Origin of the sequence: Psychrobacter namhaensis, assembly GCF_016107545.1 — a bacterium.
Classification (GTDB): Bacteria; Pseudomonadota; Gammaproteobacteria; order Pseudomonadales; family Moraxellaceae; genus Psychrobacter; species Psychrobacter namhaensis.
Genome location: NZ_JABASS010000006.1, coordinates 55,337 through 70,029 on the forward strand (window position 1 = coordinate 55,337; position 14,693 = coordinate 70,029).

Sequence of the window (14,693 nt, forward strand, 5' to 3'; positions counted from 1 at the left end):
CAACAAAGATAACCACTACTGACTAGTAAACGTCACCGGTTTAGTATCATGACTAGCAGGCTGACTGATAGTCACCTTGCTCGCTAGAATGTCGCCTCTGGCATTGATCTTGTAGCATTCTGAGGAAGTACCTGCAGGATCATAGCTGAGGAGCAAATTGTTTGACGTCTCTATACAGAACCACGCCGTGTTATTGGTATCTCGAGTCAGAGACCAGTCTTGCTGGTAATTGCCTATTTTTTTGCGCATGCTGTTGTCCGTGTAGACATTTTCAGTCATTAATGCGCTTGAGTCACCAATGGTAGCCATCTTAGGTATAGTGCTCGTTTGGTTCGATAGTGAATACTTGCCCGTACTGTCAGTAAATCCATGAAACACCAATGGGTTCAAGGTAAAGTAGTTGATAGCGACGGACTGATCAGTGATTTGGTTGTTTACTTTATTGATCGTGTTTACTTCGGCCCCTTGTACGGGTTTATTGTTGAAGCGCATGCTGCCTTTAGGCGTGACTTGAATATCTGCTGAGACGCTTTGATTGCCTACGACGGCCACCAATTTTTCGCTCCGTTGTTTGGTATAAATATTGAGCATAGCAGTCTCAATAGGATACTGCGTAACGATATTGTTTTGATTGGTATTGCCTAATACCCCACCATTCATACCGCCAGCACAAGCGCTTAATCCCAGCCCTGTAAGCACACACAATCCTAGTGTTTTCATGGTTTAATCCCTCAATTTGTTTAAATAAATACTATCAATATCTACTATAATCCAATTTTTAAGCAAAGACATCTGCCAACCGTCTTAGACTTGCTGTTATTACAGCACTATAACAACCAGCAATTTTCCAGTGCGATAAGAAATAAAAAACCTCTGCTAACACTGCGCATAAAATGATCAACTAGGACAGTGTTAATAAAATCATACGGAATGTTTGTGACACTTTTCATGGATCGATCAGCGCCGATATTGATAAAAGTTTTATCTCGACTATGTTGCTTTTATAGTCTTTGTCTCGTTTCTTTTGTCTCATTTCTATAAAAATCATTCAGGCAGCAGGAGATAATAAGTATCAACTGAAGAAGACGTTACCAGTCACTTAGACGTTATCGCAACGCAATCCAAAGTGATGCTAGAGTAGGAAGAATGTACTCAAAGCACTCCCTTAAAAATAAAGTAACACCCCACGACAGTTAGTAATATTGCAAAGCATTTCTTTAAAAGCTCAGGCGATAGTATGTGGGCGACTTTTGCACCGAGCTTAGCGGTAAAAAAGCTCATAATGCTAATTCCTAAAAAGGCATAAATGTGTACAAAGCCAATGGTATTGGGCACATTGACCTGCTGCTGCATCCCAAAGAACATAAACCCTAATGCACCGGCAATAGCAATAGGCAAGCCACACGCAGCTGACGTGGCAACGGCTTTTTGCATGACCACACCATAACGAGTGAGATAAGGGACGGTTAAGCTGCCGCCACCGATACCGAAAATGGCAGAGGCAATCCCGATAACCCCACCTGCTGCCAATTGCTTAGGTTTTGAAGGCAATTCTGTATTAGCGTCATTGGCACTACTCGCATTGGTAGCACGACTTGCGAGCTGTTTTTTGCCACCGAAAAACATCTTGTAGGCGACCCAAAGCAAAAACACCCCAACAATAAGCTGGAGGTACAGCCCAGATATCTGTCCTGCAATGCCTGCCCCTAAAAAGCAGCCAACCGCTAAGCCTGGTGCCAGATTTTTAAAAACAGGCCACATGACGGCGCCTTTCTTATTGTGTGCCATTAATGAGCTGATAGAGGTGACAATGATGGTCGCCAATGACGTACCTAATGCTAAGTGCATGATGTTGTCGGGACTGTAGCCCATTTGCGTAAAGACGATAAATAATAGTGGCACGATAATCGTGCCACCGCCCACACCAAATAGCCCCGCAGCAAATCCTGCTAGCGCGCCTATGATTAAAAAAATGATTAGTTCCACGGGATATTTGCTTCTTATTTAGAGTTAGTGTGATGGCTGTTTTAGTTAAGTGACAATCAGTCAGTGTAAAAGCTAACTTAAGCGATTTCTACCTGATCTACTTGACCAACTCGAGAGTAGGCACGATTAAAATACACCAAACTTTCTGCTTGCTCACTTTGGCTGATGGCGACCACCCGGCACATAAAGATGCTGTGTGAGCCCACTTGCTGAATGTCCTCAATCTCACAATCAAAGCTGACCAACGCATCTTCTAAAATGGGAGCGCCTGTGATTAACGTACTCCAAGAGCCATATTCAAATCGCTCTTGTGAACTCAACTTAGAGGCAAAGGCGCTGGATATTGGCTCGTGCTGGGCGCCCAATACATTAACACTTAACGTTTTATTCTCAATAAAATGGGTATGTGAGCGGGACGTCTGATTCATGCAAACCAGCAAGGTTGGCGGTGTGTCGGTGACGCTACACACCGCAGAGGCGGTAAATCCGTGCGCACCAGTGCGGCCTTTTGTGGTAACAACATTGACCGCGGTTGTTAACAAAGACATGGCATCTCTAAAATCGGTGGCTTCAATCATGGCTTAACTCCTAAATTTTAAATCTTTAAGTGCATTGATAACTGAGGTCACTTATCAGCTCAAACCAGCTAGGGCTTATGAATAAAACTAAACGGTCAGCTCTTGACGAGCGATGGCTGCGCCAGCGCTTAATGCTGCCAGCTTGCCTCGTGCCACGTCGCGAGACAACGGTGCCATACCGCAGTTGGTCGAAGGATAGAGCTTGTCAGCATCGACAAATTGCAGTGCTTTGCGTAGCGTATTTGCCACTTCTTCGGGGGTCTCAATGGCATTGGTTGCCACATCAATGGCGCCAATCATCACTTTTTTACCGCGAATCAGCTCAATCAAATCCATAGGTACATGGGAGTTTTGACACTCTAAAGAGACAATATCAATATTCGACTGCTGCAATTTAGGAAAGGCTTGCTCGTATTGACGCCACTCTGAACCCAGTGTTTTTTTCCAATCGTTATTGGCTTTGATGCCATAGCCGTAGCAGATATGCACCGCCGTCTCACATTTTAGTCCTTCGATTGCCCGCTCTAGCGTGGCAATACCCCAGTCGTTGACGTCATCAAAGAACACATTAAATGCCGGTTCATCAAATTGGATGATATCCACGCCAGCCGCTTCTAGCTCTCTGGCTTCTTGATTCAGAATTTTGGCAAACTCCCAAGCCAATTTTTCACGGCTTTTATAATGACCATCATACAAGGTATCAATCATCGTCATCGGACCTGGCAGTGCCCATTTGATAGGCTGATCGGTTTGTTGACGTAAAAACTTAGCATCGTCAACAAATACAGGTTTTTGACGGCTGACACTACCCACGACTGAGGGCACACTGGCCTCATAGCGATTACGAATGCGTACGGTCTTGCGCTTCTCAAAATCAACGCCATCTAAATGTTCGATGAAAGTGGTCACAAAATGCTGACGGGTCTGCTCGCCATCACTGACAATATCAATGCCTGCATGCATTTGTTCTTGCAGGGTCAAACGTAGCGCATCTTGTTTGGCTTCAATCAAGTGCGCGCCCTCTAGTGCCCAAGGTGACCAGATTTTCTCAGGTTCTGCTAGCCAAGATGGTTTTGGTAAGCTGCCAGCGGTAGATGTCGGTAATAATAGTTTCATATTGATCCATTTTTCACATTTTGTTTTTATATTTTAATTTTTTACATATCGGACAGTTAGGCAGCATATTTTTTAAGCGCACCTTTTTCCACACAATAGCTGGCAGCCCACTGCTCTAAAATGTCTTGGTAAGGTTTGATGAATTGCTCTTCTGTAAACTTGCCTTGCTTTACTGCCATTTGGCTGCGCTCTTCACGGTCATACACAATTTGAGTCAGTGAATAATCTTGGTAGGTCAAACTTGGTTGATACACGTCACCTGCGCTTGAGTTGGCATTGTAAATTTCAGGTCGGTAGATTTTTTGGAATGTCTCCATTGTGCTTATCGCACTGATGAGCTCAAAATCGGTGTAATCACTCAACAAATCACCGGCGAAATAAAACGCTAATGGCGCAGCACTATCTGCAGGCATGAAGTAGCGAACGGTTAAGCCCATTTTGTGAAAATACGCATCGGTTAACGAGTAGTCATCTTGCTTATATTCAACCCCTAATACAGGATGCTGATTGGCCGTACGGTAATAGGTTTTACTGGTTGACACGCTGAGGCAAATCACCGGTTTTTTATGGAAGTTGGCTTTATATGCCTCTGAGTTCAATAAGTATTGAAATAATTTGCCATGTAAGTCACCAAAATCTTCTGGTGGCGCAGATGCTGGATTTTTCTCGAAATGCTCGAGCAGTACGACGCTAAAGTCGTAATCGCGCACATAAGAGGAGAAACTGTTGCCGATCATACCGTCAATACGGGTGTTGTCTTTATGATCAACAATCGTTGTTTTCAGCGTTTCGATGACAGGAAATGCATGGCCATTACCTTCGATATCCATGTCTGCAGAAATGATGTCAACTTCAACAGAATAACGGTCTGCTGTTGGGTTATCCCAATGCGCCAAAGCGTTAAAACGGTTGTTTATCATTCTTAATGTTTTACGTAAATTCTCTTGGCGATGCTCGCCGCGCGCCAAATTCGCAAAGTTAGTGGTCAGACGCGTGCTGTCTGCAGGATGATAATTTTCATCAAAACGAATGCGCTTAATTGAACAGGTAAATTCTTTACTCATGATAATCTGCCATCCTAAACTGATCTTGTTATTTGAGATAAAACCAAATTTGTGTATGAGGTGAATTATGCCTGAACTAATACATGAATAAAAACGATGTAAATTAAATAGAAAATGAATAAAATTCATCTTTCTGCTTAATGATGGGGAAGAGAATGAGAGGGCAGAGATGTTGACGAATGATTACGTGGAAAGTTGGGTCTATAAAGGAATAGGGAAAACGGAAGGAGCAGGAGAGAAGAGTTTGGTCAGTCAACCACACGTAAAACATTTTTTCACCAAAGAATGAGGCGTGAAAGCTAACTCAGAAACTTCCCAATTGGACTACGAAAATTTCCTTTTGAATCACCTTGATACCTTTACCCATAAAAAAGGCCTCACCCATAAAAAAGGCAAGGCCAGATTTATTTGTCAGGCGTAAATGTCAAAGAGTTCTTGCCAGCTGATTTTTACGGTTCTAAAAATAGAGCCACTCGCGTTTCTGGTTCAAAATGACGGGCTCAAGTAAACCTACCGACGAGATTCTTAGAGCAGTTCATATTTTGAGGTCTAAAAAAATCGCAGACCAACACAAGCCACGGGATAGGTGGGTCATGTTCGGATAGCTTGGGAAAACAGCAGACATAAAAAAACGCTAGACGCATTATGTATAAAGGTTTTAAGGGATGTTTAGGAGAGAGTAGGACAAGATAGGAAAGCTGGTATTCAAGAGGATTTTATAAGATTGGCGGTGAAGGAGGGATTCGAACCCTCGATACGCTATGAACGTATACACACTTTCCAGGCGTGCGGTTTCAGCCACTCACCCACTTCACCGTTTTTTGAACGCCTAAGTATAGCGGATACCATTTAAAATGTCACGACCTAAGCCTTATCTTTCTTTATTTGTAGGCGCCTGCTAGGATAGCGTATACGTAATTACAAGTATAAATGGTTGAAAGTTGCATGATAAGTCTTGGCAGGCTCAAACACAATTTGAAAAAAAGCATAATAATGGCCGTAATGACGGTTGTAGTAAGCATAAACTCAGCGCATGCTGATGACTTTACCCAGTGTAGCCAATCTTTTTATGGTGGTATTTATCCTGAATTCATCAATACCAAGTTAAGTAACAAAACACAGTCGCTATGCATGGATGGTTTTGCAGTGATGTATTCAGGCGTGGCCCGTACACCGCTGTGGTCGGCTGAGTATCTGGATCGTACACGTCTGCAACAAGCCAAGCAAATAGACCGTGAAGACAGCTTTCATGAAGAAAGTCGTCTGCCAAAATCAATGCGCGCCTCGTTGTCTGACTATTCAGGATCTGGTTATGATCGCGGGCATTTAGCGCCCAATGCTGATATGGCAACACGCAGCCAGCAATACGATAGCTTTAGTCTGGCCAATATAGCCCCGCAATCACCACGTAATAACCGTTATATCTGGCGTAACATTGAAGCGGCAACACGCTATTTGACCCAGCAGTATGGTGAGGTTTACACGGTTACAGGCGTGGCCTTTACGGACAAAAAAACCAAACAGCTTGCTGATCGGGTGCTCGTGCCCAGTCATTTTTTCAAAGCAGTCTATATTCCAGCGATCAATCAAGCAGGGGTTTACTATGCGCCCAATGATGAATCAGAACGCATAGAGATCCTCAGTGTGGATGAATTAGCGACCAAGATTGGCATCGATGTCTTACCTGTCTTGGACAGTAAAACCAAAGCGCATGCATTTGATCTGCCCTTAAAAGCAGGTGAGGGCTCAGATATTCCCGAGACATCAACAGAAACGCCTGATTGGCTGCTGTTTGTTTGGGCGATTGTTGAGTGGCTATTGGCACAATTACAGGCATAAAGCCTTTTATGTGAGTAAAACCGCCCAATTTAGGAAAGCGCACAAGCTGCTGTTAATAAAAAGGATAATCAGATGATTGAGCCATTTGCTAATAATCACCAAAGCATGCAGATTGGTGAGCTCGTAATCGAAAATCAAGTAGATAAAGTCATCATATATGGTGATATTGAACTGACTTTGGACGCCACTGGCTATCAGCAAGCCCAGCAGTTACATGAGCTGACTGCTAAAATTGTGCAGGCTTTTGAGACCCCTGACATTTATAGTAATAATGCGGAAAAGTCAAAAGAAAATGATGACCAGTCGGGTAGAGATATCGACAACCCTTTCCTGTAACTCTTTGATATGGTTTTGTTTTTATGGCAAGAATAAAGCATAAAAAATTACTAGGCAAACCATAAAAATTGCTTATAATGAGTCAAGACATCGCTTATGTCGCGCAAGTCTTTGAAAAAACGTATAAGTAAGGGCGGTTAATGAGCTGTTCAACAGGGTAAAGCCGCGATACTTGTAGTAAAGATTCTAGCAAAGGATAAGCATAGAACACCAGAAACATAACGTTTCGAATAATCATTGTACGAAGGGAGTCAATCTATGAAGTTATTTACAAAAACCACGTTAGCAGTTGCAGGTATCAGTTTAGCCAGCATGGCATTCGCCGCTGACCCATTAGCCAATACTACTTGGCAGACATATGATGAAGGCAAGCCAAAAGGTACCGTAAAGATTACTGAGTCAAACGGTGTACTAACAGGTACTCTTATTGCTACTAACTCAGCCAAAGGTAAAAAGCACATTGGCACAACTATTATTAGAGGTCTAAAAGCTGATGGTGGTGGGAAGTACAGTGGTGGTACGATCACTGATCCTGAGAAAGGCAAAGACTATCGTATGACAGCAAATTTAAGCGGAAATACCTTAAAACTAAGAGGTTATATTGGTCCATTCTCACGCAGTCAAGAGTGGAAAAAGAAATAAGCCAATCGTTCATTCTTAAAGTCTAGTATAAATCTGATCAAAAAATCCCGCATTACCGAAAGGTATTGCGGGATTTTTAGTGCGTGTCGGTTAATCGACCTTCAACACCTTTATCTTACAAACTCTGGATAAGCTTCCATACCACATTCAGCTATATCTGCCCCTTCATACTCATCTTCTTCAGAGATACGTAGACCGATGACAGCCTTGATGATGGCCCAAACGATTAAGCTGGCAACGAATACCCAAACAAAAATAGTAGCGGCACCTGCAATCTGACCCAAGAGCGTCGCTGCTGGATTGGTAATCGGTACGATAAGTAGACCAAATAGGCCAACCACGCCATGAACGGAGATCGCCCCCACAGGGTCGTCTATCTTTATTTTATCTAGTGCTAGAATAGAGAGCACAACAATCACACCAGCGATGAGACCAAAAAGGGTCGCTTGCAACGCAGATGGGGTGGAAGGCTCTGCAGTGATTGCGACCAACCCTGCAAGTGCACCATTTAAGAGCATCGTCAAATCAGCTTTACCAAAGATGAGGCGTGCTACTAATAAAGCACCAACGGCACCACCAGCAGCTGCTGCATTGGTATTCAAAAAGACCATCGCAACTGAGTTGGCGCTAGCAATGTCGCCAAGCTTTAGCACAGACCCACCGTTAAAGCCAAACCAGCCCATCCATAATATAAGAGTACCAAGCGCTGCTAATGGTAGGTTAGCACCTTGAATTGCGCGTATCTCCCCATTAGGCCCATACTTACCTTTACGTGCACCTAATAGTAAGACGCCTGCCAAGGCCGCGGCCGCCCCTGCCATATGGACGATACCAGAACCTGCAAAATCAGAAAAACCCATGTCGCCGAGATTAAATAGGCCAAAGACGTCTTTGCCACCCCACGTCCAGCTGCCCTCTAATGGATAAATCACGCCAGTCATCACCACGGCGAATAATAAAAACGACCACAGCTTCATGCGTTCAGCCACAGCCCCTGATACGATAGACATACAGGTCGCGACAAACACCACTTGGAAGAAAAAATCAGACGCAGCAGAGTAAACAGAATCACCGCCAAAACCATTTTCAGCTGATGCGGTTAGCGCATCTTCTACTAATGTCGCATTGCCTGCAATGCCACTCAAAAATAGCTCACCACCATACATAATGGCGTAGCCACATATCATGTACATGATAGAAGCGGTCGCAAAGAGCGCGATGTTTTTGGTTAGAATCTCAACCGTATTTTTTGAACGAACAAGACCGGCTTCTAACATGGTGAAGCCCGCTGCCATCCACATGACGAGCGCCCCACATATCAAAAAGTAAAAGGTGTCAAGTGCGTACTGGAGCTCAAAGATTTGATTTTGCATATTAATTCCCCCTTGAATTGATGCAATACAGCTATCGGTGTGTGCTATAAGTCTGTGTCTATAGGTTGGCCTTAGGCTTTAGATAGCGTCAGGGCCTGTCTCGCCGGTACGTATACGAATGACTTGCTCAAGCGCAGTAACGAAAATTTTACCGTCACCAATTTTGCCTGTGCTAGCGATACGAGTAATGGCTTCAATAGCAGGTTCAACCATCTCGTCGATGACCGCCACTTCGACTTTTACTTTAGGCAAGAAGTCCACCACGTACTCTGCGCCGCGATAGAGTTCTGTGTGACCTTTTTGGCGACCGAAACCTTTGACTTCAGTAACTGTGACACCTTTAACACCGATGTCAGAAAGCGCTTCACGTACATCATCGAGCTTAAACGGTTTTAAGATCGCAGTGATTAGCTTCATAAAAAATTCCTTATTTGTGTGATGCCGCAGGTTGATAGAGGCACTGTGTGCATCGTATCGCTGCCATGCTTACCATAAGTCATTCAAGAACTGTGCCAATTTACTCAAGGGGGAGAGGTAGGATTGGATTTATTTGCTCAAAAATAACCACAGCAGTGGCAAGTGATACCGTCTATGTGGTCATGACATCAGTTGCCATAATAAGCACAGACAATGTCAATCAACCGTTGGCGTTGAATCAACGAAAACTTTATTATAACCAACTTTTTAGGTACTTGGGGAGGCGATCCATCTATTTCATGTGACGATTTGCTAACTTGGTTTGAGGAGTTGATAGGATGAATAGAGGTAAACGTACTGCTGAGAGGGAAAGGGTAAAACAAAGACAAGCCGCAGAGCACGATATTGACGTTCATGCTCTGCGTGTAAATAAGCAAATAAAAAGGCGTGAAGGTATGAGTAGCTTAACGCTAAGCTTTAGGGAACAGGAGGTAGGGGGTTTTGGTGCTGCCTAGCAGTTTTTTAGTGTCACTGCCTTTTACGAGTTCGCGCAGACGAGAGTGACCAAAGGCGCCCGTCATCAATAAACCTATATTATTTTCGTTTTGATAGTAAGTTAAGGCAGCTGTGACGTCACGGCTGTCTAGTAGTGCTTTTTTAGACTTAATGCCCGCTTGCTTGAGCCGTGCATAGGCTTCACGCAGCGCATCGCAGTTTTCAGAGTTCTCTTTACCCACCATGACCACGTGCACGGTCAACGCTCGCACGAGTGACGTTTTGCACAGCCAGTTGAGTAGCTTATGGCAGGTTGGACTGTTATCGAAAGCAAATAAGGCAGTGGTAGGGGGCAAAAATGGTGCATGCGTCACCAAAATGGGGCAGTGGCTCACTCTGATGAGTTGGCTTAAGGGAGACTTGCAGGTGACATTGTGGCCTATGACGATCAATTGTGCTTTGTCATCGACATAGTCAATACTTTCGTTAAGTTTCTCGTGCCGATGCAACGTATAAGTCTTAAGTTTGTGATGTTGCTGTTCACAGTAGGACGTGGCTTGATGAAGCAACAACTTACCTTGGGCTTTTAGCTCGCAGTTACTTAAATGCTCTTTGGTCGTGAACTGCTCGAGCAGCGTGTGCTCATCATCGATATTAAGACAGCCTGAATAGTTCACCGCTGCTTTTTGCTGCAAGCTTGGCACAGAGTGCAACAGGCCAACAGGGGACTGCAGGCGCGTAGAGGCCCACATGCTCGCCTCTAACACGGCTTGCACATGATCAGGGCAGTCTAAGCACGCAATCACACTATCTGGTTTCAAGTTACTCATAAAACGACCACAACGTTAATAATAATAAAAATCAGCCAATCAGTAGAGGACTAAGAGGTAACGAACCAACCCAGCCTTTTTAATCAACGTGATCCTCTATTAAACTTTAGTTTTATAAAACACTGACGAATGTCAGCATGATAAAGCGGACGCAGACTGGCTTAATCCAATAAGCCAATATCGCGGCGATCGTGGATAGAGAAGCGATCAATCAATGTTCGACTTGCATTATTGAGTCCCACCACTTTGACATCAATGCCTTCACGTTGCAAGCGCATGACCAGCTTGTCCAAAGTGTCAACGGCGCTGACGTCCCAAAAATGCGCTTGGCTGACGTCAATTTGAATGCTGTCCAAGGCTTCTTTGGTATCAAAGCTACTTAAGAACTGCGTCGTAGACGCAAAGAAAACCTGTCCCTGAACGTAGTAATAGCGTGTGTTACTGCTGTCATCATACTCGCTAAACACGGTTAAAAACTGACCAATCTTATTGGCAAATGCCAGAGCAGAGAGCAACACGCCGACACCGACGCCATAGGCTAAGTTGTGTGTAAAGACCGTGGTCAAAACGGTGGCTAGCATAACAATGTTAAATGACACGGGGTGCGTTTTAAACTCGCGAATAGATTGCCAATTAAAGGTGCCGATCGATACCATAATCATCACAGCGACCAGCGCGGCCATTGGAATTTGGCTGACCCACTCACTTAAAAACACCACCATAATGAGGAGTACCACCCCTGCTATCAAAGTAGACAGGCGCGTACGTCCGCCAGACTTGACGTTGATCATTGATTGACCAATCATTGCACAACCCGCCATACCGCCAAAAAATCCTGACACCACGTTCGCCATACCCTGACCACGACACTCGCGGTTTTTATCACTTGGCGTATCGGTCAACTCATCAACGATCGTGGCTGTCATCATAGACTCCAACAAACCAACGATGGCAAGCGCGATAGAATAAGGCGCGATGATCAGCAATGTAGTTACATTCAATGGAATGTCAGGCAGCAAAAACATGGGTAATGAATCGGGTAAATCCCCCATACTGCCAACGTTACGAATATCAAGATTCATATACATCGCGACCGCCGTCAATCCAACAATACAGATAAGCGGTGAAGGAATCACGCGACCGATTTTAGGAATAAGCGGGAAAAAGTAGATAATCGCCAAACCCGCTGCCGTCATGATATAAACGGTCATACCTACGCGTTCGGTCATTGGGTTCAGCTCGGGTAGCTGGGCTGCAAATATCAATATTGCCAGCGCATTAACAAAGCCAATGACCACTGAGCGGGAAACAAAGCGCATCAAGTTACCGAGCTTTAGAATTCCCATGACGATCTGGATTGCACCGCACAGTAAGGTAGCGGCTAGCAGATACTGTAAGCCATGCTCGGCGACCAAATCCACCATCACCAGCGCCATCGCCCCAGTCGCAGCCGAAATCATCGCTGGACGGCCACCGACAAAACTAATCACCACGGCGATACAAAATGAGGCATATAAGCCGACCTTTGGGTCAACGCCTGCGATGATAGAGAAAGCAATGGCTTCTGGAATCAGGGCCAATGCGACGACCAAACCTGATAAAACATCACCGCGAACATTGGAAAACCACTCGTCACGCAAGGTATCAATAAAAGATGTCATAAGTAAACTGTATAGGGTTAGAGGCAAAAAAACTAATCATTGCGCAGTAATAAAATGATCGCGTCGCTATAAAAATAGCTATTCTTCTTGATTTTGCGGCAACACGCACGGCGTCATGTTGGGGCATTGAATTATTAACGGTCAGTCATAAATATATCTACTGATTTATTTACTGGTATCACTAATACGTTCACCCATAATAAATCTAGGATATTATCTAAAAAAATAGTGTTTACAACAGGTTGCTTAAAGTAAGGTATTCGAAAATAGCACCGACAACAACAGATAGCGTCAGCAATAATTTGCTGCGGTAGAGGGTGATAAGTAATCTGTGAAATAAAAGCGGCAGTCTGACATAGCAGGACCACAACATCTATCGTCGCTAAAGAGATGTGACAATAGCGCGTTAAATGTGGCAACATGCTAAACTGAAACGGTTGGGGTGATACTCACTCATATACAGATTAGGGCAGCTATTATAACACTAGCCGCCTCATATAAAAACAGGCGCATAATAGCACAAAGTCATAAAAAACCAGTACCGAAATTTGAGTGATACCGTTATGATACTTTTTATCTCAACGGTATCACTCAGCTTCTTAATAGTAGGTTTGTTTGACGCCATTTTGCTCGACCAATAGAAGGAATAGATATGACCACCAATACTGCAACTGACGGCTTACTTCATAAAGGCAGTGGTCTACAAGTCGTGGTCGGTTTGGGACAATCTGGGCTATCAGTAGCGCGCTATTTGGCTCATCAAGGCTATCAGGTAGCCGTCACTGATGCTCAGGCGACTCCCAGATTAGCTGATCAATTGCCAGCCGAGATTGATATTCGTCAATTTGGCGCAATCGACGCCGAACTGTTGCAGCAAGCGGCACGTATTATTATCAGCCCTGGCATCTCCCTTGATACCGAAGCCGTAGCTGCCGCCCGTCAAGCGAATATTCCAGTCGTCAGCGATATTCAGCTGTTTTGTGACGCTTGTACGGTACCGATAGTGGCGATTACGGGGTCTAATGCCAAAAGCACCGTTACCACGTTAGTGGGACAAATGGCGGCGGATGCTGGTGTCAATGTCGGCGTTGGTGGCAATATTGGCGTACCAGCACTCACTTTATTGGATAATACCGATATGGAATTGGCCGTGCTTGAGCTGTCTAGCTTTCAGTTAGAAACAGTGACTAACTTGGGGGCACAGGTTGCGACGGTACTGAATATGTCGCCCGATCATTTAGATCGCCATGGTGACATGCTCGGTTATCACCAAGCCAAACACCGTATCTTTCAAGGGGCCAAGTCAGTTGTCATCAATCGTGAAGACGCACTGACAAGGCCGTTGGTTGCCGACAATTTACCCAGAATCAGCACGGGTATTCATGCGCCAGATAAAGGTCAGTATGGTCTTATCACTGATCCTGAAGGCCAGATTTATCTTGCTCACGGTACAGAAAGGCTACTATCGGCAGACAAACTGTTGATTAAAGGCCGTCATAATCTGCTCAATGCGCAAGCAGCACTAGCGCTTGGTGAGCTTGCAGGCTTACCACTTGATAGTATGCTAGATACTTTACAGCAGTTCACAGGTCTTGCGCACCGCTGCCAATATGTGGCAACTGCTGCTGACATTGATTACTTTAATGACTCAAAAGGCACCAACATCGGCTCGACCATGGCTGCCATCGAAGGGCTGGGCGCGGTCTATGCACCAAAAGATGGGAAGCTGTTGTTGATCTTGGGTGGACAGGGTAAAGGCCAGCAATTTGGCGAGCTGACCCCTTTTATCAATCAGTATGTGAGTCAAGTGCTGTTTATCGGTGAGGACGCCCAGCAGATTGAGCAGCATCTACGGGCAGGCAACATAAGCGATGACGTTGCCTTATATCAGTGTCAGACGTTAGAAAACGCTTTTGCGACTATTCAACAAGTGACAGCAAGCAGCCTATCACAAGTGCAGGCTGTGCTCCTGTCACCCGCTTGTGCCAGCTTTGACCAATACAGTGGCTATGCTGATCGCGGTGACCATTTCAGTCAACTGGTTGATCAATTAAGTCTGCCCAGTCAAGCAGTCTGATGATCGATTAAGGGCGTTGGTGTTGCAGGTTAGGTCAGTAGTCCTTGAGTGAGGACGAATGTAGGCGGGCATTTTATTTATAAATGATTGTTTTGCTTATAAATTACTGCTACTGTCCATAATAACTGGTCAAACAAGTCGGCTGCTATGCTCTTTACTTGATTGTCTGTTCAGTCATCATATGTATATGGGTAGCTGCGCATTTTGATAATACTTACTTTATATTTTTTAAACGGTGGCGTTTAATAGACGCCGTGTTTTTCGTTCGTTAGTGTATAT

The 14,693-nt window shown here is 44.5% G+C and carries 13 protein-coding genes and 1 tRNA gene; 4 read left to right on the plus strand and 10 right to left on the minus strand.

What is annotated here, in order from left to right:
- Positions 1-15: 15 nt before the first annotated feature.
- The 6 genes from JFC06_RS06515 to JFC06_RS06540 all read right to left on the minus strand — a co-directional run bounded on the left by JFC06_RS06515 (position 16) and on the right by JFC06_RS06540 (position 5,560).
- Entirely contained in the window at positions 16-720 is a 705-nt protein-coding gene (locus JFC06_RS06515; protein WP_198334410.1) for a hypothetical protein, read from the minus strand.
- A gap of 432 nt (positions 721-1,152) precedes the next feature.
- Positions 1,153-1,986, minus strand: coding sequence for a sulfite exporter TauE/SafE family protein (locus tag JFC06_RS06520; protein ID WP_198334411.1), 834 nt, complete (start codon positions 1,984-1,986; stop codon positions 1,153-1,155).
- Positions 1,987-2,063: 77 nt separating this feature from the next.
- Positions 2,064-2,564: a flavin reductase gene (locus tag JFC06_RS06525; protein WP_198334412.1), complete on the minus strand. Its 501-nt coding sequence runs from the start codon at positions 2,562-2,564 to the stop codon at positions 2,064-2,066.
- An 87-nt stretch (positions 2,565-2,651) separates the two neighbouring features.
- Positions 2,652-3,680 (minus strand): methionine synthase, encoded by a 1,029-nt coding sequence (locus tag JFC06_RS06530; RefSeq protein ID WP_198334413.1) that lies wholly within the window; start codon positions 3,678-3,680, stop codon positions 2,652-2,654.
- Positions 3,681-3,736: 56 nt separating this feature from the next.
- Positions 3,737-4,744, minus strand: a complete 1,008-nt coding sequence (locus tag JFC06_RS06535; protein ID WP_198334414.1) for a DUF1852 domain-containing protein — start codon at positions 4,742-4,744, stop codon at positions 3,737-3,739.
- A gap of 725 nt (positions 4,745-5,469) precedes the next feature.
- A tRNA-Ser gene (locus JFC06_RS06540) sits at positions 5,470-5,560 on the minus strand.
- 177 nt (positions 5,561-5,737) lie between these two features.
- Here JFC06_RS06540 and JFC06_RS06545 point away from each other — a divergent pair.
- The 3 genes from JFC06_RS06545 (at position 5,738) to JFC06_RS06555 (ending at position 7,561) form a co-directional block, all read left to right on the plus strand.
- Positions 5,738-6,583 (plus strand): DNA/RNA non-specific endonuclease, encoded by an 846-nt coding sequence (locus JFC06_RS06545; RefSeq protein ID WP_227685577.1) that lies wholly within the window; start codon positions 5,738-5,740, stop codon positions 6,581-6,583.
- A 72-nt stretch (positions 6,584-6,655) separates the two neighbouring features.
- Positions 6,656-6,919: a hypothetical protein gene (locus JFC06_RS06550; protein ID WP_198334416.1), complete on the plus strand. Its 264-nt coding sequence runs from the start codon at positions 6,656-6,658 to the stop codon at positions 6,917-6,919.
- Between the two features lie 258 nt (positions 6,920-7,177).
- On the plus strand, positions 7,178-7,561 hold the full coding sequence (locus JFC06_RS06555) for a DUF2147 domain-containing protein (RefSeq protein WP_198334417.1): 384 nt from the start codon (positions 7,178-7,180) through the stop codon (positions 7,559-7,561).
- A 110-nt stretch (positions 7,562-7,671) separates the two neighbouring features.
- Here the strand turns inward: JFC06_RS06555 and JFC06_RS06560 are convergent, their stop codons facing one another.
- From JFC06_RS06560 to JFC06_RS06575, 4 genes are all read right to left on the minus strand, one after another.
- The gene (locus tag JFC06_RS06560) at positions 7,672-8,934 is read right to left on the minus strand and encodes an ammonium transporter (protein ID WP_193005581.1); all 1,263 of its coding nucleotides are present in this window, start codon (positions 8,932-8,934) and stop codon (positions 7,672-7,674) included.
- A 78-nt stretch (positions 8,935-9,012) separates the two neighbouring features.
- Positions 9,013-9,351: a P-II family nitrogen regulator gene (locus JFC06_RS06565; protein WP_010197981.1), complete on the minus strand. Its 339-nt coding sequence runs from the start codon at positions 9,349-9,351 to the stop codon at positions 9,013-9,015.
- A gap of 470 nt (positions 9,352-9,821) precedes the next feature.
- Positions 9,822-10,676 (minus strand): universal stress protein, encoded by an 855-nt coding sequence (locus JFC06_RS06570; protein ID WP_193005580.1) that lies wholly within the window; start codon positions 10,674-10,676, stop codon positions 9,822-9,824.
- A gap of 161 nt (positions 10,677-10,837) precedes the next feature.
- The gene (locus tag JFC06_RS06575; RefSeq protein WP_198334418.1) at positions 10,838-12,337 is read right to left on the minus strand and encodes a SulP family inorganic anion transporter; all 1,500 of its coding nucleotides are present in this window, start codon (positions 12,335-12,337) and stop codon (positions 10,838-10,840) included.
- A gap of 652 nt (positions 12,338-12,989) precedes the next feature.
- On the opposite strand from JFC06_RS06575, the gene murD reads away from it, so the two are divergent.
- A complete protein-coding gene (murD, locus tag JFC06_RS06580; protein ID WP_198334419.1) occupies positions 12,990-14,414 on the plus strand; it encodes a UDP-N-acetylmuramoyl-L-alanine--D-glutamate ligase in 1,425 nt (474 codons plus the stop codon).
- The last annotated feature ends 279 nt before the right edge of the window (positions 14,415-14,693 follow it).